This window comes from Bradyrhizobium sp. MOS003 (genome assembly GCF_003020125.1).
Classification (GTDB): domain Bacteria; phylum Pseudomonadota; class Alphaproteobacteria; order Rhizobiales; family Xanthobacteraceae; genus Bradyrhizobium.
The window spans coordinates 592,826-613,961 of the sequence record NZ_PYFW01000001.1; the positions used below are offsets into that span (position 1 = coordinate 592,826).

Consider the following 21,136-nt stretch of genomic DNA (forward strand, 5'->3'; position numbering starts at 1 on the left):
CGTGGGACGCTCATGTGCGGTTTTGTGCTGCTTTGTCCGCCCTGCTACAGTGGCCGTGCTGGAGCAGGGCTAGCGATGCAGATGCAGGACAAGATCACCGACAAGCAGCTTTCGGACGAGCAAAGCCGCGAGATCGCCGAGACCATTCGCGAGGAGCTCGCCAGGCGCCGGATCTCCCGGCAGACGCTGGCCGAGCAGGCCAAGCTGAGCCTGTCGACGCTGGAGAAGGTGCTGGGCGGCCGACGACCGTTCACGCTGGCGACGACGGTCCGGTTGGAGCAGGCGCTGGGCGTCTCCTTGCGCAACAGCCCGGTCGTGGCGGCGCCTCAGGCTGCCAATGATGTCGCTCCCGACAGTCTCGGCTCCTATGCGCATCGCGCCGTGACCTGGCTCGAGGACGTCTACGTTACGTTGCGGCCGTCCTTCGGCGACAAGGACGCGATCTTCGCGTACCGCACCGAAATCGTCTGGGAGTCGAAAGTCTCTTCGCTGGTCTTCCGGGAGGGCGATCGGACCGATGCCGCCTATGAGCATACCGGCGAGGTTGCCGTCCCGCATCAGTCAGGCTTCATCTACCTCGTCATCATCAAGCACGGCCAGCATCGCGTGATCACGGTGTCGCGGCCGACGGTCGCCGGCGAGATGTACGGAATCATCTCGACGCTCCGCGCCGGCCCTGGCTCGCAGTTGACGCCGATCGCAGCGCCGATCGCCTATGTGCCGCTCCGAAACGTCCCGAAGCCGTCTTTGGGGCGGGTCGGGCCCGAGGATGCCAACCACGCATTGTATCGAACGCACCTGCGTCGCACGGTAGAGGAATCGTTCGCGCTGTTTTTGACGCTATAGTCCGCGAGAATTCGTCCGGAATGGCGTCGTATGCGTTTATAAGAGGGCATGCAAGACGCGTCCGCGCGATACGGCGGCAAAGCTCCGCTGTTCTCCATCATCATCCCGCTCGAATATCATCGCGGGCAATGGGAGCAGTCCTGGGTCGCTTGGACATCGCAGACCGTCGACAAATCGCTCTACGAGATCATCCTGGTGGTGCCGCCGGATTTCGTCGCGCGCGACGAGCTGAAGGTGCTGGCCGGCGAACAGGCGCGCCTGGAATTCACCGCTTCGGATCACGACGTCGGACTCTGCGCATTTGGCGCCACCAAGGCCCGTGGCAGCTATCTGTTCTTCACGGAATCGCATTGCCGGCCCGAGCCCGACGTGATCGAGCTGTGCATCGGCGCGATCGACGCGAATCCCGATTGGGCCGCCTTCTCCTGCCGGTCGGTGCCGATCTGCCATAACAGGCTCTCGGAAGCCGAAGCCGCGATGTACCAGGCCGACATTGAATTCGGCATGAGGCAGCATCCCTGGCGCAAGGTGCTCGATCAGTGCTTCGTGACGCGGCGCGACGTCTATTGGGAGTGCGGAGGCCTGCGCGAGGAACTCGGCCATTTCGCCGAATGGGTGCTGGCCGCAGCCTATCATGCCAGAGGCTATGCCATCGGCTATCTGGAGGAGGCGCGCTTCCATCATTACTACATCGGCGAGATCGGCGAGCTCAAGACGTTCACGCTCGATTTCGTCGAGGGCGAGATCCGCTATCTCGGCGAGGCGCGCCGCGATCCCGGCGGCAAGTTGCTCGAAGTCCCGATCGAATGGGTCGAGTGGGCCGGGTTCGACGTATCGCTCGCCCGCGCGGCATTGAATGCGCTCGTGCATTACAGTCTCAAAGGCTGCGGCTGGAAGCGGCCCGATGAAAAGCTGCGCGCCTTCTGGCATTGGGGCGCATTGGCTTTGCACGGCGATCGTCTCGTTCGCGCCGCCGCGCGGCTGGCCGTGATACAGGCGTATCTCGGCCTGAGCGCGCTGACGGTGATCGGATCGAGTGAGGCGATCGCGCGATGGATGAGGCGCTATATCGCCGCGCTGATCCATCTGCAGCGGCTTGAATGCATTCATCGCGTGCGTGGTCAGGCGGGGCCGGCGGCGAAATTCCTGGGAGATCACGTTCTCGGCCAAGCCGGATTCCATGGCCTCGAATCGTCAGCGGGGCACGTCTTCCGCTGGAGCGAGCCGCAGGCCGCCATGCGCATCCAGGGCCGCGCGGGCCGCAACACCGTTCGGATCCGGAGTCCCGCCTTTCGCGCGCCGCTGCGCGAGATCGGTGCGCATTTCTATCTCGACGGCGTGCGCGTGGACGCCTCTGCAATCGCAATCGGCGCCGATGCCTATTCGATGGACCTCGATCTGCCGCCCTCGGGCATCGCCATCCTGTCATGGTCGTGCCCCGTGTTGACGGGCATTGGCGATTCCCGCCGTCTTGGCCTTTCCGTGTCGGCCATCGAGGTGAGCCAGGATGCCGAAATGTCGGTCCAGCCCTAGAGCACGATCTGGAAAAGTGCCTTGCGACTTTTCGAGAAGATCATGCCTTCGGCCGCTATTCCACCTCGGTGGAGAGCCGCCCCTGATGGGACGGCTCCCGATTGTCGAACAGGGCGTGCGCGAAAACTAGCCTCCGGTCTCGGCGCTGATGATATCACCGAACAGCTCCCACTGACCCTTCTTGAAGCGCCACATCTTGAGCTGCTCGATCGGCGCGAAGTCCGTAGCGGAGGTGTTGACCTTGATCCCCGGGATCAGCGTGTCGGGGGCGAAGTCCTTAAGACTCGCAGCCTGCTTCATGACGTTCTCGCGGGTGAGATTGTCGCCGGCCTGCTTCAGCACCTGCACCATGGTCTGGGATGCCGCGTAGCCATAGGCCAGATTTGCGTCCGAGATGTTGGCACCCGGCATGTACTTGTCGATGAACGTCATGAACTTCTTCATGCCCTCGTCATCCTTCCACTGCGGATCGGAGGGGTCCTTGAGATAGCCGGCCGAAAGCACGCCTTCGGAGGCCTCGAGACCGGCGGGCTTCATCACCGCGCCGATCGACACCGAGACGTCGGTCATCAGGTGCATCGGCTTCCATTCCAGCTCGGCGATCTTCTTGATGGCCTGCGCCGCGAATTTCGGGGTCGCGATGTTGACGAAGACGTCGGCGCCGGTGCCCTTGAGCTTGACGATATGGGCGTCGATCGACGGCTCCGACGTCTCGTAGCTCTCCTCCGCCACGATCATCTTGGAGGCCTTGTTACCGAACACGTCCTTGATGCCGGCGAGGTAGTCCTTGCCGAAATCGTCGTTGGCATAGAAGATCGCGACCTTGCCGTCCGGCTTCTCCTTCAGGATGTACTTGGCGAAAATCTGGGCCTCGACCCGGTAGCTGGGCTGGAAGCCCATGGTCCAGGGGAAGTTCTTGGGGTCGTTCCACTTGCTGGCGCCGGTGGCGAGGAACAGCTGCGGCACCTTCTTGGCATTGTGATATTTCTGCACGGCGGTCTGGGTCGGCGTGCCCAGCGCATTGAAGATCAAAAATACCTCGTCGCTCTCGATCAGCTTGCGGACCTGCTCCACGGTCTTGGGCGGCGAATAGCCGTCGTCATAGGAGATCCAGTTGATCTTGCGGCCGTTGATGCCGCCCTGGTCGTTGATCATCTTGAAATAGGCTTCCTCGGTCTTGCCGATGATGCCGTAGGCCGAAGCGGGGCCGGAATAGGCTTCGACATTGCCGATCTTGATCTCGGTGTCGCTGGCGCCGGTGTCGTATTTCTTCTGCGCGAAAGCGCCCTGGGTGGAGAGCACTGTCAGGGCAGTCGCCGCGGCGAGCAGGACGAGTTTCTTGTTCTTCATGGAAATTCCTTGGGGTTTCTTGTTGGATGGAGCAGGCACGTCAAAAAGAAAAAGCGCCCGCGAGGGGCGCTTGGGGTCAGGCGTTGGCGACTTTCTTGTCGACTTCGGAGGCGACTGAGAAGTCCTTGCGCAGTGTCGGCTTGTGGATCTTGCCCGTCGCGTTGCGCGGCAGCGCATCGACGAAGCGGACCTGGCGCGGACATTTGAACCGCGCGAGATTGGCCGCGCAGTGCGCGAAGACATCGGCCTCGGTCAGCTTTTGTCCTGGCTTGACCGCAACAATGGCAAGGCCCACTTCACCCCATTGCGGATCGGGAAGGCCGATCACTGCGGCTTCCGCGATCGCGCTGAGCTGGTGCAGGACGTTCTCGACCTCGGCCGGATAGACATTCTCGCCGCCGGAGATGTACATGTCCTTCCAGCGGTCGACGATGTAGTAGAAGCCCTCTTCGTCGACGCGCGTCGCATCACCGGTGTGCAGCCAGCCGTCGGTGAAGGAGGTCTTGTTAGCCTCGGGCCTGTTCCAGTAGCCCGGCGTGATGTTCGGCCCCTTGACCCAGAGCTCACCGAGTTCGCCGACATCGGCATCGGTGCCGTCGGGCCGCACGATCCGCACCTCGGTGTGCAGCACCGGTTTGCCGGCGGAGCCGGCCTTGCGCGCCGCATCTTCGCGGTCGAGCACCAGCACCGCCGGCGAGGTCTCGGTCATGCCATAACCCTGCTGGAGCGCGACGCCTCGCGTCTCCCAGACCTTCAGGAGCGGCACCGGCATCGGCGCGCCGCCGACACCGCCGACGATCAGCCGGCCGAGGTCGGTCGTCGCGAAGGCGGGGTGTTGCGCCATGAACTGGTAGATCGCCGGCACCCCGAAGAACACGTTGATGCCCTGTGCGGGATCGTTGATCAGGCCGAGCGCTGCGCCGGGATCGAACGCGCGCATGATCATCACGGTGCCGCCGGCATGCAGCACGGGGTTGGTGTAGCAATTGAGCCCGCCGGTGTGGAACAGCGGCAGCACGGTGAGCAGCACCGAGGCCGGTCCGATGCAGGCGGGGCCGCCGAGATTGACGCAATTCCAGAAGGTCATGCCATGGGTGATGGTCGCGCCCTTGGGATGTCCCGTCGTGCCGGACGTGTACATGATGGTCGAGACGTCATCGAGCGTGACCTGCTCGATTGTCTCCAGCGGCTTGGCGGCCGCGATACCGGCCTCATAGGACCCACCGGGGCCGAGCAGCAGGCTGGTTGCGATGCCGCACAGCCTTGCGACGGCAAGCGCGGTCTCGGCGAGATCAGTGTCGTGGATCATCACCTTCGGTGCGCAATCAGCGGTGATGAACTGAAGCTCGGGGACGGTGAGGCGGGTGTTCAGCGGCACGAAGATCGCACCGAGGCGGCCGCAGGCGAATTGCACCTCCAGCGTATCGGTCGTGTTCAGCGCCAGCACCGCGACGCGGTCGCCGCGAGAGACGTTCAGCGTGTGGCGCAGGAACGAGGCGAGGCGGGAGACGCGGCCGTCCAGCTGCGCATAGGTGAAGCGGCGCTCGCTCGCGAGGTCGATCACCGCGACCTTGTCAGGCGTGCGGCGGCCATGATGAACGATCCAGTCGTAATAACGAACGGCCAAGCATTCCTCCCTCGGCGGCTTGTGCCGCCTGCGTCCCATTTGCCGTGCAGCATGCCCGGCGTGGCCTTGGGGCCAGCCGGAGTTGGTGCATCGACGTCTTTTTTGATTTGGAGTTGGCGCGCGAGGGGTCAAAATCGTCTTGCGTTGAGTTGCTAGCCGAAGCATGCGCCGAAGTGGTTCCCCGGTCAGCCACTCTGCGCAAGTGAGCCGCCGATGTTCCGGCCATGGTGAGCGAGACGAATCCGTCCGCGAGGCGAGAGTGCGATGAAGAGCCCGTTCTATACCGCCGAGCACGACGCCTTCCGCGACATGATGCGCCGCTTCGTCGAGAAAGAGATCACCCCGTTTGCCCATGAATGGGACGAGGCCGGCGAATTCCCGCGCGCGTTGTACCGCAAGGCGGCCGAGATCGGCCTGTTGGGGCTGGGATTCCCCGAGGAATATGGCGGGATCGCCGCCGACCAGTTCATGAAGATCGTGGCCAGCCAGGAGTTGGCGCGGGCGGGCGCCGGAGGCGTCAGCGCCAGCCTGATGAGTCACACCATCGGCTCGCCGCCGATCGCGCGGGCTGCGCGGCCCGAGGTGAGGGCACGCGTGCTGCCGCAGGTGCTGTCAGGCGACAAGATCTCGGCGCTTGCGATCACCGAGCCCGGCGGCGGCTCCGATGTCGCGAACCTCGCGACAAAAGCGCGGCGCGACGGAGATCACTACGTCGTGAGCGGCGAGAAGACCTTCATCACCTCAGGCATGCGGGCCGATTATCTAACCGTTGCAGTGCGCACGGGCGGCGAAGGTGCCGGCGGCGTCAGCCTGCTGCTGATCGAGGGTGACACGCCCGGCCTGTCCAGGACGAAACTGAAGAAGATGGGGTGGTGGGCCTCCGATACCGCGACGCTGCATTTCGACGCATGCCGTGTGCCGGCCGAAAATCTGATCGGCGAGGAAGGCCAGGGCTTCAAGATCATCATGCAGAACTTCAACAGCGAGCGCATGGGCATGGCGGCAGGCTGCACCGCCTTCGCGCGGGTCTGCCTGGATGAGGCGATCGCCTATGCGAAGGAACGCAAGACGTTCGGGAAGCCGTTGGCGCAACACCAGGTCATCCGCCACAAGATTGTCGACATGGCGCAGAAGGTCGCCGCAAGTCAGGCGATGCTGGAAATGCTGGCGTGGCGGCTCGAGCAGGGCGAGAGCCCGGTTGCGGAAATCTGCATGATGAAGAACCAGGCGACGCAGACCATGGCCTTCTGTGCCTCGGAGGCCGTGCAGATTTTCGGCGGCGCCGGCTTCATGCGCGGTATCAAGGCCGAGCGCATCTACCGCGAGGTCAAGGTCAACGCCATCGGCGGCGGCACCGAGGAGATCATGAAGGATCTGGCAAGTCGGCAGATGGGATTATAACGTTTTCTCCGTCATGCCCTGGCAGAAGCGCGAAGCGTGTCTTCGCGCTAGATGTCCCGGGCATCCACGTTCTTGTTGCAGCAAGAACGTCGTGGATGGCCGGGACAAGCCCGGCCATGACGAGCACATCAGAGATACCGGAGCCGAGCTGACAAAATGCTGTTCACCGCCGACCACGACGACATCCGCCGAAGCCTGCAGAAGTTCATCGCGAACGAGATCAATCCTCATGTCGATGACTGGGAGAAAGCCGACATCTTTCCGGCGCACGAGCTGTTCAAGAAGATGGGCAGCCTCGGCTTCCTCGGTCTGAACAAGCCCGTGGAGTTCGGCGGCTCGGGGCTCGATTATTCCTATGCGTTGATGATGGCTGAGGAGCTCGGCGCCGTCACCTGCGGCGGCGTGCCGATGGCGATCGGGGTGCAGACCGACATGGCGACGCCCGCACTGGCGCGGTTCGGCTCGGACGAGGTGCGGCGCGAGTTTCTGGCACCCTCGATCTCAGGCGATTTCGTCGCCTGCATCGGCGTCTCCGAGCCCGGCGCGGGCTCCGACGTCGCCTCGATCAAGACCCAGGCGCGCTCCGATGGCGACGATTACGTCATCACCGGCGGCAAGATGTGGATCACCAACGGCACCCAGGCCGACTGGATCTGCCTGCTCGCCAACACCGGCGACGGGCCGGTTCACCGCAACAAATCGCTGATCTGCGTGCCCATGAAGAGCAAGGGCGTTACCATCGCCCGCAAGCTGGACAAGATGGGCATGCGCTCGTCGGACACCGCGCAGATCTTCTTCGACGGAGTCCGTGTGCCCAAGCGCAACCGGATTGGCGAGGAAGGCAAAGGCTTCACCTACCAGATGATTCAGTTCCAGGAAGAGCGGCTGTGGGGCGCGGCGGCCTGCCTGAAGTCGCATGAGTACATCATCAACGAGACCATCGAATACACCCGCAACCGCAAAGCTTTCGGCCAGAGCATCCTCGACAACCAGGTCGTGCACTTCAAGCTGGCGGAGATGCAGACCGAGGTCGAGCTGTTGCGTGCGCTGATCTATCGCGCCGCCGAGCAGCTGGTCGCCGGCGAGGATGTGACCAAGCTTGCGACCATGGCCAAGCTGAAGGCCGGCCGGCTCGGGCGCGAGCTCACCGACGCCTGCTTGCAATATTGGGGCGGAATGGGCTTTACCAACGAGACGCCGGTCAGCCGCGCCTATCGCGACAGCCGCCTGACCTCCATCGGAGGCGGTGCCGACGAGGTCATGCTGATGGTCCTGTGCAAGATGATGGGCACGCTGCCCGGCAGCAAAGGAAGTTCCTCATGATCACGCTCTATCATTGCGACGCCGCGCGCTCGTTCCGTCCGCTCTGGATGCTGGAGGAGATGGGGCTGCCCTATGAGCTGAAGATGCTGCCGTTCCCGCCGCGGGTCTTCGCCAAGGAATATCTCGCGCTCAATCCGCTCGGCACGATTCCCTTCATGGTCGACGGCGAGACGAAGATGACCGAATCATCCGGCATTTGCCACTATCTCGGGATCAAGCATGGGTCAACGCCGCTGATGGTCGGTCCCGAGGATCCCGCCTATGGCGCGTTCCTGAACTGGATGTATTTCAGCGACGCCACGTTAACCTTCCCGCAGACGCTGGTGCTCCGCTACACCCAGCTCGAGCCGGAAGAGCGCCGCAACCCGCAGGTCGCCGGCGACTATGCCAAATGGTTCCTGGGCCGGCTGCGCGCTGTCGAGGCAGCGGCCGCCAATGCTGAAACATTGTGCGCCGGCCGCTTCACAGCCGCAGACATCGTCATCGGCTATGCGCTTCGGCTCGCCGACAATATCGGGCTCGCCAAGGATTTCGGGCCAAATGTCGCGGCCTATTGGGCGCGATTGCAGCAGCGCGATGGCTTCAAGCGCGCTGTTGCTGCGGAGCAAAAGGCCGGCGCCGAGCAGAATGTTGCACCGCGTGTGAGGGCTTGAGCCCTCGCGCGGGCCGGGATTGTGGTCTCATGACGGTTCGGGGCGGCCTCATCGCAGTCCTGAACTGACAATGTTTTGCGCTCCATGATAGCGCTATCCCGTCGTGACAGCGCCCAGATTTCCGCTAAGGTGATTTCCGTCCGCAGCGGCCACAGAGCCGCGCGAGGAGGATCCCAATGGAAGATATCGGTCGCGAATCCGACCATCTGATGCTGATCACACCCGAGCGCGTCTTCTATGCCGGCCTGCTCGGCCGTCCCCGCAAGAGGACCCCCGGCTGCTGTCATGTCTATGTGGCCGTGAAGGGCAACCTGCATTTGACGATCGACGACGCTCTCGCCACTGGTGAGCTGTTCGTCACCCTGCCGAACCAGCGGCATTCCATCGCTAGCGACTACCGCACTGCAATCAGCGTGACGCTCGAGCCGGAGAGCATGCCGGATGGCGTGATCGAGGCCTTGGCCCAGCGGCTGACGGGACCCGACAGGGCGGTCTACGCGCGCAAGATCCTCGCCGCCTACACGCTGCTGCGCCAGCGCCGCTATGGCGACATCACCACCGCCGAATTCGACGAGATGTGCTTTGGCGAGGCACTGCCGCGCCGTGTGCTCGATCCCCGCGTGATGCGCGCTGTTGCCCGCATCGGCCGCTTCACGGGCGAGCCCGTGACCGCGGATACATGTGCCGCGGAAGCAGGGCTCTCGGCCTCGCGATTCCTGCATCTGTTCAAGGAAGAGACCGGCATCTCGTTCCGCTCCTTCCGCGCCTGGAAGCGCGCGCGGCATCTGCTGCACTTCGCCAACCAGGACCTCAACCTCGCCCATCTCGCGCAGGACATCGGCTATCCCGACTCCACGCATTTCAGCCATTCCATCCGCCGCTTCTACGGATTGAAGCCCCGCGCGATCTTTGTCGGCTCGCGCGATCTTGCGATCTATCGGAGCACCGAGACGGTGCGGCTCGCAGAGGCGAGTTGATGCCGCTGCCGTAGGGTGGGCAAAGGCGCTCTTGCGCCGTGCCCACCACCTCTCGGCGATTCGCAAAGATGGTGGGCACGCTTCGCTTTGCCTACCCTACGAAAGCTCGTTCTTTTCCAGCTTCTCCGCGCAAGAAGCCGCATGCCACCCATCCCATGATCGCAAGCGTTGAATTCTCAACGTGCGAGACATTTTTGGCATGAGCGACAAGGCCGTCATCACCTGCGCGCTGAACGGCGTGCTCACCGACCCCAAGCAGCACAACGTGCCGGTCACGCCCGAGCAGATGGCGCGCGAAGCCAAGGCTGCGTTCGATGCCGGCGCATCCGTCATGCACATCCATCTGCGCCAGCAGGCGCCTGGAAAGGGCCACCTGCCGTCATGGGAGGTCGCCGTCAGCAAGGAGATCCAGCAGGCGATCCGCGAAGCCTGTCCCGGCGTGATCATCAACCACACCTCGGGCGTGTCAGGGCCGAACTACTCCGGCGCGCTCGACTGCATCCGCGAGACCAGGCCGGAGATCGCCGCCTGCAACGCCGGTTCGCTGAATTATCTGAAGGTGAAGGCCGACAACAGCTGGGCCTGGCCGCCGATGATGTTCGACAATGCGGTCGAGAAGGTGAAGGACTATCTCGACGTCATGAACGCGGTCGGCACCATCCCCGAGTTCGAGTGTTTCGACGTCGGCATCGTTCGCTGCGTCGGCATGTACACCCAGGTCGGCATGTACAAGGGGCCGCTCGAGTATAATTTTGTCATGGGTGTTGCTTCGGGAATGCCTTCGGACCCGGAGCTGCTGCCGATCCTGATCAAGCTGAAGCGTCCCGAGGCGCACTTTCAGGTCACCGCGATCGGCCGCGAGGAAATCTGGCCGCTGCACCAGCGCTGCGCCGAGCTCGGCGGCCACCTGCGCACCGGTCTCGAAGACACCTTCTATCTCGCCGACGGCAGGAAAGTGACCTCGAACGGCCAGTTGATCGAGGCCGTCGCCGCCTGCGCTAGGCGTGCGGGCCGCGAGATCGCAAGCCCCGCCGAGGCGCGGAAGATCTTTGGGACGAATCGGTAGTCACACACTCCGTCATTCCGGGATGGCCCGAAGGGCCAGGCCCGGAATCCATAACCACGATCGGGAGTATGGATTCCGGGCTCGCGCTGCGCGCGCCCCGGAATGACGGGCAGGAGCTTTGATGTCCATTCTCGAAAACACCATTTCCGCCGGTAGCGCTGCCTACCATGCCAACCGCGACGGCATGCTCGACCTGATTGACCGCATGCGCGCGCTGGAAGAGCGCACGCGTACGGCGTCGGCGGCGGCAAAGGATCGCTTCCACAAACGCGGGCAACTGCTACCGCGCGAGCGCGTTGCGCTGGTGCTCGATCCCGGTGCGCCCTTCATCGAGCTGTCGACGCTCGCCGGCTACATGTTCGATGTGCCTGATGCGACCAGGAGCGTGCCGGGCGGCGGCGTCATCGCCGGCATCGGCTTCGTCTCGGGCATCCGCTGCATGGTCAGCGCCAATGACGCCGGCATCGACGCCGGCGCTCTGCAGCCTTACGGCCTCGACAAGACGATCCGCGTGCAGGAACTCGCGCTGGAGAACAAGCTGCCTTATGTCCAGCTGGTCGAAAGCGCCGGTGCCAATTTGTTGCGCTACCGCGTCGAGGATTTCGTCCGCGGCGGCAACATTTTTCGCAATCTGGCGCGGCTCTCGGCCGCGGGCTTGCCCGTCGTGACCGTGACGCACGGTTCCTCGACTGCGGGCGGCGCGTACCAGACCGGCCTGTCCGACTACATCGTCATGGTACGCGGCCGCACCCGTGCTTTCCTCGCGGGCCCGCCGCTGCTCAAGGCCGCGACCGGCGAGATCGCGACCGAGGAAGAGCTCGGCGGCGCCGAGATGCACACGCAAGTGTCCGGCCTTGGCGACTACCTTGCCGAGGACGACCGCGATGCGTTGCGCATCGCCCGCGAGATCATGGCGGCGCTGGAATGGGAACGGCCTGGCAAGGCGGCCCGCGAGTTCAAGCCACCGCGCTACGACCAGGATGAGCTGCTCGGCATCATGCCGATGGACCACAAGCGCTCTGTCGACATGAAGCAGGTGATCGCGCGCATCGTCGACGACTCCGACTTCACCGAGATGTCGCCGAATTACGGCCCCGCCACGGTCTGCGGCCATGCCCGCGTCGAAGGCCAGGCGATCGGCATCATCACCAACAACGGGCCGCTCGATCCCGCCGGCGCCAACAAGGCGACGCATTTCATCCAGGCGTGCTGCCAGACCCGCACGCCGATCCTCTACCTCAACAACACCACGGGATACATGGTCGGCAAGGCTTATGAAGAAGCTGGCATGATCAAGCACGGCTCCAAGATGATCCAGGCGGTGACGTCGGCAACGGTGCCACAGATCACGATCTATTGCGGCGCCTCGTTCGGTGCCGGCAATTACGGCATGTGCGGCCGCGGCTTCCATCCACGCTTCTGCTTCTCCTGGCCCAACGCCAAGACAGCCGTGATGGGCGGCGAGCAGGCCGCCGAGACCATGGCGATCGTGACCGAAGCCGCCGCGGCGCGCCGTGGCAAGCCGGTCGAGAAAGACAAGCTAGAGGCCATGAAGGCGCAGATCGTCGGCGTGTTCGACGGGCAGATGGACGTGTTCTCGACCAGCGCCCGCGTGCTCGACGACGGCGTGATCGATCCGCGCGACACCCGCGCGGTGCTGTCGGAAGTTCTGGCCATCTGCCGCGAAGGCGACGCACGCACGCCCCAGCGCATGCAGTTTTCGGTGGCACGCCCATGAGGAACGGATCAGTGCAGCACCGGCCGTTCTTCAAGGTCCTGGTCGCCAATCGCGGCGAGATCGCGCTGCGCGTGATGCGCAGTGCGCGGCAGCTCGGGCTTGGTGTCGTTGCGGTATATTCGGATGCGGATCGGGATGCGCTTCACGTGAAGCAGGCCGATCAGGCCGTGCGCATCGGCGAAGCCTTGCCGGCGCAATCCTATCTCGACATCCCCGCCATCATTGCCGCGGCGCAAGCGAGCGGCGCAGACGCGGTTCATCCCGGCTACGGCTTTCTCGCCGAAAACGAGGACTTCGCGCAAGCCTGCAAGGATGCCGGGCTCGTCTTCATCGGGCCCTCGCCGCAGGCGATCGAGGCGATGGGCAACAAGGCCGGTGCCAAGGAGATCATGAAGAAGGCCGGCGTTCCCTGCGTGCCCGGCTATCAGGGGGCCGAGCAGGGCGACGAGGTCATGCTCGCGGAAGCCAGGAAGATCGGCTTTCCCGTGATGATCAAGGCCGTCGCCGGCGGCGGCGGCCGCGGCATGCGTTTGGTCGCAGACGCCGCTTCGTTTCCGGATGCGCTGCGCAGTGCGCGGTCGGAAGCCAAGGCGGCGTTCGGCGACGCCACCGTGATCCTCGAGCGCGCCATCCAGAACCCGCGCCACATCGAGATCCAGGTGTTCGGCGACAGCCACGGCAACGCCGTCCATCTCGGCGAGCGCGACTGCTCGGTGCAACGGCGGCACCAGAAGCTGATCGAGGAGGCACCGTCACCGGCGGTCACGCCGGAACTGCGCGCGAAGATGGGTGACGTTGCGGTCGCCGCGGTCAAGGCGCTGCGTTATGAGGGAGCCGGCACGCTGGAATTCCTGCTCGATGCCAGCGGCGCGTTCTACTTCATGGAGATGAACACCCGCCTCCAGGTCGAGCATCCCGTGACCGAAGCCATCACCGGGCTTGATCTCGTCGAACTCCAGCTGCGCGTCGCCCGCGGCGAGGCGCTGCCGGTGAAGCAGCAGGACATCAAGTTTTCCGGCCATGCCATCGAGGTGCGGCTCTGCTCGGAAGATGCCGGGCACGATTTCATGCCGCAGTCGGGTCGCATGGCGCTTTGGCAAGTGCCTGAACGCATCCGCGTCGAGCACGCGCTGCAATCGGGCTCGGAGATCCCGCCGTTCTACGATTCCATGATCGCCAAGGTGATCAGCCATGGCGCCACGCGCGAGGAGGCGAGAGGACGGCTGATCGTCGGCCTGGAGCAGCTCACCGCCTTCGGCGTGACCACCAACCAGGCGTTCCTGATGTCCTGCCTGCGTCATACCGGGTTTGCCAAGGGCGAGGCGACGACAGCCTTCATCGACGCGCATCGCGACGAGCTCCTGGCACCACGCCCGTCCGCGACATTCGACATGGCGCTGGCGGGTCTGCTGCTCTACGTCACCAACCCGCGCGCGCTATCATGGCAGGCTGGTCGGAGCTTGGCCGCCACCTTTCCGTTGCCGGTGAAGATCGAGATCTCAGGTCAGACATACGAACTCGAAGTCACGCGAGAGCGCGATGGTGGCTACATTGTCGCCAGCGACGGTCGCCAAGAAAAATTCGAAATTGATCAACTCGATTCCGACGCCATCCGATTTCGCCATGACGGCGTGATGGACAGCGCCAAATTCCTGCGCGACGGCGATCGGCTTTACGTCCAGCACCGCGGCATCCCGCTCGCGGTCACCGATCTTACGCTCGCCGCGCCCAAGGCCGCGGCCGCCAATGGCGGTGACGGCAAGGTGCGCGCCGCCTTGAACGGGCGCGTCGTCGCCGTACTGGTCAAGCCGGGCGACTCTGTCAAAGCGGGCCAACCGGTGCTGACGCTGGAGGCAATGAAGATGGAACACGTCCACAAAGCCGGCATCGACGGCGTGGTCGCCACGATTGACGTCGCTGAAGGCGAGCAGGTCACCACGGGCAGGATCGTCGCCGAGATCGGAGCATAGTCGGCACCACGAGCTCCGAAATCGTAGGGGGAAGGCGCATAGCGCCGGGCGCACCCATATACTAGGCCCTCCGACGCGTGATGGACATATAAATCATATTTATATCAATGGGTTGTCTGGATTTCAGAACGATATCCAAGATTAATTTGAACCTAGTTCATATTTCGGCTACAGATATTGAACATTGTTCAATGTCGGAGCCGACATGTTGCGCGCCAATGATCCCTCCCAAGCGACCAATCCCTCGCTCCCGGCGGGATCCCGCCGTCTCCCGTTCGCCGCGCCACAACGCCGCGAGAGCTACCTGATCAGCGCGCTCTGCGTTCTGACGCTGACGGCGCTCCTCGCCCCCGCGCTGCCCGCCTCCGCCTGGCACGTCCCGCACTTCGTCGATGATCGCACCTGGCTCGGTGTGCCCAACGCCGGCGACGTGCTGAGCAATCTCGCTTTCCTCGCGATGGGCGTTTGGGGTTCGGAGCGGCTGCGCGCCCGCAATGAGGCGCCCGTGGGTGCAAGCTGGTTTTTCGTGGGACTGATCCTCACCTGCCTGGGTTCCGGCTTCTATCACCTGGAACCCGACCTGCCGCAGCGGCTCGTGGCCGATCGTCTCGGCATGGCGGTCGCGTTCGCGGGCTTTCTGGGTATCGCAGCCAGCGAGCGCGTCAGCGTGCGCAGCGGAGAGGCGGTGCTCGTGCTGATGATCATCGCGGGCCTGTTGGCTGCCTGGGTGGCACGCGAGAATCTCACGCCATGGATTGTCGTGCAGTTCGGCGGCATGGCACTCGCCGTGGCCCTGGCGTTGACGCGCCCTCGACCTGGTGCGCTTGGCGTGCCGCTTGGCGGCGTGATCTTCTTTTATGTGCTGGCCAAGCTTTTCGAGCTCGGTGACGCGCTCATTTTCGAAGCGACAGGACACATCGTCTCGGGGCACACGCTCAAGCATCTGGCTGCCGCGCTGGCGGCCTGGCCGGTGATCAGGTCGTTGGCGCCAACTGGCTCCGTCCCGTCCCGTCATTGAGCAGGCACGCCACCTGATGCCCGTCGCCGGCTTCCAGCAGAGCCGGCCGCTCGGTCTTGCACCGGTCCATCGCAAACCGGCACCGGGTGTGAAACGCGCAGCCCGAGGGCGGATTGACCGGGCTCGGCACGTCACCGTCGACCAGCGGCGCGAGCTTCTTCGCGAGCGGATTGGCGACCGGCACCGAGGCCAGCAGCGCTTGCGTGTAGGGATGCCTGGGATTGCGAAACAGCTCGTCCTTGCCCGCGATCTCGACGATCCGGCCGAGATACATCACGGCGACGCGGTGGCTGATATGGGCGACCACGGCCAGATCATGCGCGATGAAGAGGTAGGAGAAGCCGTGCTGGCGCTGCAGGTCGATCAAGAGGTTGATCACCTGCGCCTGGATCGAGACGTCGAGCGCGGACACCGGCTCGTCGCAAACGATCAGGCGAGGCCCCAGCGCCAGTGCGCGCGCGATGCAGATGCGCTGGCGCTGACCGCCGGAGAATTGATGCGGGAAGTTGCGCATCTGGTCGGGACGCAGGCCCACCTGCTCGAACAGCTTCGCGACCCGCGCCTCGAGCGCCTTGCCGCTGGCGAGACCGTGCACCGCGAGCGGTTCGCCGACGATGTCGCCGGCGGTCATGCGCGGGTTGAGCGAGGCAAACGGGTCCTGGAACACGATCTGCATCGAGCGTCGGTGCGGGCGCAGTGCCGCTTTGGACAGATGGGTGATGTCCTCGCCGTCGAGCCGGATCCGGCCCGAGGTCGGCTCGACCAGTCGCAGCACGCTCCGTGCCACCGTCGACTTGCCGCAACCAGATTCGCCGACGAGCCCGAGGGTCTCGCCGGCACCAAGGGAGAACGAGACGCCGTCGACCGAATGCACGGTGCCGACCTGCCGGCGCAGCACGCCGGCGCGCACCGGATAATGCTTCTTGAGGTCGGTGACCTCGAGCAGAATTTCGGTCATGCCACCTCCGCGACGTCTTCCGCGCGCCAGCAGGCGGCAAGATGGCCGCTCCCCCAATCCGCCAGCGGCGGATATTCGGCCTCGCAGCGCTTGATCGCGAGCTTGCAGCGCGGCGCGAAGGCGCAACCCTTCGGCAGCCGCACCAGCGACGGCACGGTGCCGGGGATTTCGTTCAGCCGCGCCGGCGCGGCGATTCCGGGTGCGGGCACAGCCGGGATCGACGCCATCAGCCCGCGCGTATAGGGATGCTTTGGCGCGGCGAACAGCGCTTCGACGCTGGCTTCCTCGACCTTCCGCCCCGCATACATCACGATCACGCGCTGTGCGGTCTGCGCGACCACGCCGAGATCGTGCGTGATTAGCACGAGCCCGGTGCCGAGTTCCTTCTGCAGGTCGAGGATCAGCGCCAGGATCTGCGCCTGAATGGTGACGTCGAGCGCGGTGGTCGGCTCGTCCGCAATCAGTAGCGCCGGCCGGCAAGCCAGCGCCATCGCGATCATCGCGCGCTGGCGCATGCCGCCGGAGAGTTGATGCGGATATTCTTTCGCGCGTCGCGCCGGTTCGGGAATGCGGACCAAACGCAGCATCTCGACCGCGATAGCCCGGGCCTCCTTGGCCGGAATGCTCCGATGCAGCCGGACCGCCTCGACGATCTGGTCGCCGACCCGCATCACCGGGTTGAGCGAGGTCATCGGCTCCTGGAAGATCATGGAGATGCGGTTGCCCCTGACGGCGCGCATCTCCGCCTCATCCAGTGCCAGCAGATCGGTGCCTTCGAGCGAGATCGAGCCGCCGACGAGGCGGCCGGGAGGATCGGGCACGAGCCGCATCAGCGACAGCGCGGTAACGCTCTTGCCGCAGCCGGATTCGCCGACGATCGCCAGCGTCTCGCCGCGCTTCACGGTAAAGGAGAGGTCGTCGACAGCCCTGAACAGGCCGGAATTGGTGAAGAACACCGTCTTCAGGTTCTTCACCTCGAGCACGAGATCGGATTTGTCAGTCATCAGCCGCGCTGCCGGGGATCGAGAATGTCGCGCAGGGCGTCGCCGAACAGATTGGCGCCGAACACGGCGAGGCTGATCGCAATGCCCGGGAAGATCACCAGCCACGGCGCGGTGCGGACATATTCGGCGGCTGACTCGGAGAGCATGCGGCCCCATGACGGATAAGGCTCGGGAATGCCGAGGCCGAGGAACGACAGCGAGGCTTCGGTCAGGATGGTCGAGCCGAGCTGGGCGGTGGCGAGCACGATCAGCGGCGCCAGCGTGTTCGGCAGCACATGGCGGAGCGCGATGCGCACCTCGCTCATGCCGATCGACTTGGCGGCCTCGATGAAGGGCAATTCCCGCAGCGCCAGCGTGTTGGCACGGATGACGCGCGCGACCGTCGGGATCAGCGGGATGGCAATCGCAATGATCACGTTCGGCAGCGACGGGCCGAGTGCCGCCGTCATCACCAGCGCCAGCACCAGCAGCGGCAGCGCCTGGAGGATGTCGGAGACGCGCTGGAATACCAGATCGACCCAGCCGGAGAGATAGCCGGAGGTCAGGCCGACGATGACGCCGATCGTGCCGCCGAGCGCGGTCGAGCCGATCCCGACGGCAAGCGAGATCCGCGCGCCGTGGATGATGCGGCTGAACACGTCGCGGCCGAACGAGTCCGTTCCCATCCAGTGCGCCATGCTCGGGCGGGCCAGCGCGCGGGCCGAATCGATCGAGAGGGGATCGTAACGCGCGATGAAGTCGGCGAAGATCGCCGTGAACACGAACACGGCCATGATGACAAGGCCCGCCGCGCCCAGCACATGCCGCTGTGCCAGAAACAGCACGCGCCGCCAGCCGCCGGTCGCATGCGCGCCGGCCCGCCTCAGTTCAACGTCGAAGTCGATCGCAGCCAAATTGATCTCCTAATCCGTGTATCTGATGCGCGGATCGAACACGGCGTAGAGCATGTCGACGATGAAATTCGCGCTCACCACCACGACGGCCATCAGCATCACGAGGTTCTGCACGATCGGATAGTCGCGCCAGCGGATCGCCTCGACCAGGAAGCGGGCGACGCCGGGGATGTTGAACACCGTCTCGGTGACGATCAGGCCGCCGATCAGGAATGCCGCTTCGATGCCGATCACGGTGATGACGGGCAGGATCGCGTTCTTGAGCGCATGCCGATAGTTGACGGCGGCTTCGGATGCGCCCTTGGCGCGCGCGGTGCGGATATAATCCTGCCGCAGCACCTCCAGCATCGAGGACCGCGTGATGCGCATGGTCAGAGCCGCGCTGCGGAAGCCGACGGCGGCGGCGGGTACGGCATAGGTCGCGAACGCCTCGAGCCAGGTCGCCGGATTTGGATTGAAAATCGGCATCTGATTGAACATCGCCACCGACGCGGTGAGGATGAGCAGGCCAAGCCAGAACGAAGGCAGCGACAATCCGCTCAAGCTTACGACGCGGAGCGCGTAGTCCAGCCGCGTGCCTTGCTTCACCGCGCTGATGACGCCGAGCGGGATGCCGATCGAGGCCGAGAACAGCAGCGCGAGGCCGGCAAGCCGCGCCGTGATCGGGATCCGCGGCAATATCTCCTGCAGCGCCGGCTTCTCGGAGACGTAGGAGTAACCGAAGTCCCCGCGCAGAAAACCGGAGATCCAGTGCCAATATTGCACGACCAGCGGCTGGTCGATACCGAGCTCCTTCTCCAGATTGGCCTTGTCGGCGGGATCGACATAGCCGGCCGCGGCGAACAGGATGTCGACGATGTTGCCGGGGACGATGCGCAGCAGCAGGAAGATGACGATCGAGATCCCGAACAGGGTCACGAGCATCAGGAACAGGCGCCGCACCAGATAGGCAAACATGTCGCGCCTCCCGTCGAGCTGCCAGCGCGCTACTTGTCCATCCAGACGTCTTCGTAACGGTAGCCGTTATAGGAGCTGTTCGACATCACGGTCACGCCCTTGACATAGGGCTGCCAGCACGTGCCCGTGCGCGCGTGGAAGATGATCGGGCGCGCCACGTCCTCCTGCAGCTTCTTGTCGATGTCCCAGACCAGCTTCTTGCGTCTCTCGACATCGGTCTCCTGCGACTGCACGTCGAATAGCTTCTCGATCTCCTTGTTGCAGTAATTGGTGTAGTTGCGCTCCGAGCCGCAGGAATAGTTCTCATAGAAGGATTGGTCGGGATCGTCGACGGCATTACCGGTGAGGTTGAGGCCGAGCATGTAATCCTTGCGGGCGACCTTCGGGAACCAGTTTGCGGTTTCGACCACGTCCAGCTCGCCGTCGATGTAGATGCTCTTGAGCTGGTCGATCAGGATCACCGCGGGATCGCGATAGACCGGGATGTTGCGGGTCGAGACCTTGACGGAGAGGTGCTTGTCGGGCCCGTAGCCGGCCTTCTGCATCAGCTTCTTGGCTTCCTCGCGGTTGGCGTTGATGTCGGGGCCGTAGCCCGGAATGCTCTCGAGCATCTCCTTCGGCATGCCCCAGAGCCCTTGCGGCGGCGGCAGCATGGTGCCGCCGACGTCGCCCTGGCCCTCGAACATGATCGAGATGAAGGACTTGCGGTCGAGCGCCATCGCCATGGCGCGGCGGATGTCGACATTGTCGAACGGCGGCGCGGACGAATTGACGATGATGTTGGTCGCGACGTTGTTCGGCTCGACCACGCAGACGGCGTTCGGCGCCTGCGTCTTCACGTCCTTGAGCAGCGGAATGCTCACCTCAGTCGGGAACGTCATGTCGAACTTGCCGGCGACGAAGGCGAGGATGGCCGTCGAGCGGTTCGGGATGATGGTGAACTCGATGCCGTCGAGATAAGGACGGCCCTTGCGCCAATAATCCGTGTTTCGCGTCAGCTTGATCGATTCATTGGCCTTGAACCCGACGAACTTGAACGGGCCTGTGCCGATCGGATGGGTGCGCATGTCGCCGGGCGAGACATGACAGGGATAGACCGGTGTGTAGCCCGAGGCGAGCAAGGCCAGCAGCGAGGGCTGCGGTCGCTTCATGTTGAAGGAGACCTCGAGATCGCCATTGGTCGAGATCTCGTTGACCTCGTTGTACCAGCTCTTGCGCGGATTCTGCCGGAACTTCTGCTGCGATTTCCCCATCAGCAGGTCGAAGGTGCATTTGACGTCGGCCGAGGTGAACGGCTTTCCGTCGTGCCATTTCACGCCCTGGCGCAGCTTGAAGGTCAGGGTCTTGTTGTCATTGACCCAGGCCCAGCTTTCCGCGAGCTCGGGGATGATATTGTCCATCCTGTTCTGGGCCTCGTCCTGCTTGTAGATGACGAGGTTGTTGAAAATGGGCATGAAGGGAACATTGAGCGAATAGGTCGCGCCCTCATGGATCGAGGCGTTGCCGGGACTGTCGCGATGATACATGCGCAGGACGCCGCCCTGCTTGGGCTCACCGGCGAGCGTGATGGTCGAGGCCGTCAGCACAGATAGCGCCGCCATTGCGGCGAGCGCCCATACGCTCCGCATGCTCATCCTCCCTGGAGATCGGCCTTTTGCGGCCTGTTTGTGCTAACGATAGCGAGGCGCGCCCAGCGAGGCAACCCGCAACGACGTCCGACCTCTCGACAATTGGGATGACGGAACGCTTCGGAGTTTCGCCTTCTCACAATGTGAGAGTGCAAGTGCGAACAAGCGGCTGTTGTGCCGAAGTCGCGGGGTAG

At 64.1% G+C, this 21,136-nt stretch carries 17 protein-coding genes; 10 read left to right on the forward strand and 7 right to left on the reverse strand.

The features are described 5' to 3' along the window. Positions 1 to 75 precede the first annotated feature (75 nt). Positions 76 to 846 (forward strand): helix-turn-helix domain-containing protein, encoded by a 771-nt coding sequence (locus C7G42_RS02825; protein ID WP_106947557.1) that lies wholly within the window; start codon positions 76 to 78, stop codon positions 844 to 846. 48 nt (positions 847 to 894) lie between these two features. Further along, complete coding sequence (locus tag C7G42_RS02830) at positions 895 to 2,379, forward strand: glycosyltransferase family 2 protein (protein WP_106947558.1); 1,485 nt, start codon at positions 895 to 897, stop codon at positions 2,377 to 2,379. Between the two features lie 126 nt (positions 2,380 to 2,505). Here C7G42_RS02830 and C7G42_RS02835 read toward each other — a convergent pair whose 3' ends face one another. Both C7G42_RS02835 and C7G42_RS02840 read right to left on the reverse strand, forming a co-directional pair. Further along, entirely contained in the window at positions 2,506 to 3,729 is a 1,224-nt protein-coding gene (locus C7G42_RS02835) for an ABC transporter substrate-binding protein (RefSeq protein ID WP_106947559.1), read from the reverse strand. Positions 3,730 to 3,805: 76 nt separating this feature from the next. After that, positions 3,806 to 5,356, reverse strand: coding sequence for an acyl-CoA synthetase (locus tag C7G42_RS02840; protein ID WP_106947560.1), 1,551 nt, complete (start codon positions 5,354 to 5,356; stop codon positions 3,806 to 3,808). 264 nt (positions 5,357 to 5,620) lie between these two features. Here C7G42_RS02840 and C7G42_RS02845 point away from each other — a divergent pair, with 264 nt between their 5' ends. From C7G42_RS02845 to C7G42_RS02880, 8 genes are all read left to right on the forward strand, one after another. Further along, positions 5,621 to 6,757 (forward strand): acyl-CoA dehydrogenase family protein, encoded by a 1,137-nt coding sequence (locus C7G42_RS02845; protein ID WP_106947561.1) that lies wholly within the window; start codon positions 5,621 to 5,623, stop codon positions 6,755 to 6,757. Between the two features lie 156 nt (positions 6,758 to 6,913). Then, positions 6,914 to 8,080 (forward strand): acyl-CoA dehydrogenase family protein, encoded by a 1,167-nt coding sequence (locus tag C7G42_RS02850; protein ID WP_106947562.1) that lies wholly within the window; start codon positions 6,914 to 6,916, stop codon positions 8,078 to 8,080. Then, positions 8,077 to 8,733 (forward strand): glutathione S-transferase family protein, encoded by a 657-nt coding sequence (locus tag C7G42_RS02855; RefSeq protein ID WP_106947563.1) that lies wholly within the window; start codon positions 8,077 to 8,079, stop codon positions 8,731 to 8,733. Before C7G42_RS02850 ends, C7G42_RS02855 begins: the two co-directional genes overlap by 4 nt. A gap of 176 nt (positions 8,734 to 8,909) precedes the next feature. Next, positions 8,910 to 9,710: a helix-turn-helix domain-containing protein gene (locus tag C7G42_RS02860; protein ID WP_106947564.1), complete on the forward strand. Its 801-nt coding sequence runs from the start codon at positions 8,910 to 8,912 to the stop codon at positions 9,708 to 9,710. A gap of 199 nt (positions 9,711 to 9,909) precedes the next feature. Further along, a complete protein-coding gene (locus C7G42_RS02865) occupies positions 9,910 to 10,776 on the forward strand; it encodes a beta-keto acid cleavage family enzyme (protein WP_106947565.1) in 867 nt (288 codons plus the stop codon). A gap of 121 nt (positions 10,777 to 10,897) precedes the next feature. Further along, positions 10,898 to 12,514, forward strand: a complete 1,617-nt coding sequence (locus C7G42_RS02870; protein WP_106947566.1) for an acyl-CoA carboxylase subunit beta — start codon at positions 10,898 to 10,900, stop codon at positions 12,512 to 12,514. Next, entirely contained in the window at positions 12,511 to 14,484 is a 1,974-nt protein-coding gene (locus tag C7G42_RS02875) for an acetyl-CoA carboxylase biotin carboxylase subunit (RefSeq protein WP_106947567.1), read from the forward strand. The genes C7G42_RS02870 and C7G42_RS02875 overlap by 4 nt, the downstream gene beginning before the upstream one ends. 205 nt (positions 14,485 to 14,689) lie before the next feature. Continuing rightward, positions 14,690 to 15,502, forward strand: a complete 813-nt coding sequence (locus tag C7G42_RS02880) for a hypothetical protein (RefSeq protein ID WP_106948824.1) — start codon at positions 14,690 to 14,692, stop codon at positions 15,500 to 15,502. On the opposite strand, the gene C7G42_RS02885 is transcribed toward C7G42_RS02880, so the two are convergent. From C7G42_RS02885 to C7G42_RS02905, 5 genes are read right to left on the reverse strand one after another with little or no spacing between them, the layout of a single operon-like run. Continuing rightward, a complete protein-coding gene (locus C7G42_RS02885) occupies positions 15,459 to 16,460 on the reverse strand; it encodes an ABC transporter ATP-binding protein (protein ID WP_106947568.1) in 1,002 nt (333 codons plus the stop codon). The genes C7G42_RS02880 and C7G42_RS02885 overlap by 44 nt on opposite strands. Then, positions 16,457 to 17,464, reverse strand: coding sequence for an ABC transporter ATP-binding protein (locus C7G42_RS02890; protein ID WP_106947569.1), 1,008 nt, complete (start codon positions 17,462 to 17,464; stop codon positions 16,457 to 16,459). The genes C7G42_RS02885 and C7G42_RS02890 overlap by 4 nt, the downstream gene beginning before the upstream one ends. After that, a complete protein-coding gene (locus tag C7G42_RS02895) occupies positions 17,464 to 18,357 on the reverse strand; it encodes an ABC transporter permease (RefSeq protein ID WP_106947570.1) in 894 nt (297 codons plus the stop codon). Before C7G42_RS02895 ends, C7G42_RS02890 begins: the two co-directional genes overlap by 1 nt. Positions 18,358 to 18,366: 9 nt before the next feature. After that, a complete protein-coding gene (locus tag C7G42_RS02900; RefSeq protein WP_106947571.1) occupies positions 18,367 to 19,314 on the reverse strand; it encodes an ABC transporter permease in 948 nt (315 codons plus the stop codon). Between the two features lie 29 nt (positions 19,315 to 19,343). After that, entirely contained in the window at positions 19,344 to 20,942 is a 1,599-nt protein-coding gene (locus tag C7G42_RS02905) for an ABC transporter substrate-binding protein (RefSeq protein WP_106947572.1), read from the reverse strand. Positions 20,943 to 21,136 lie beyond the last annotated feature (194 nt).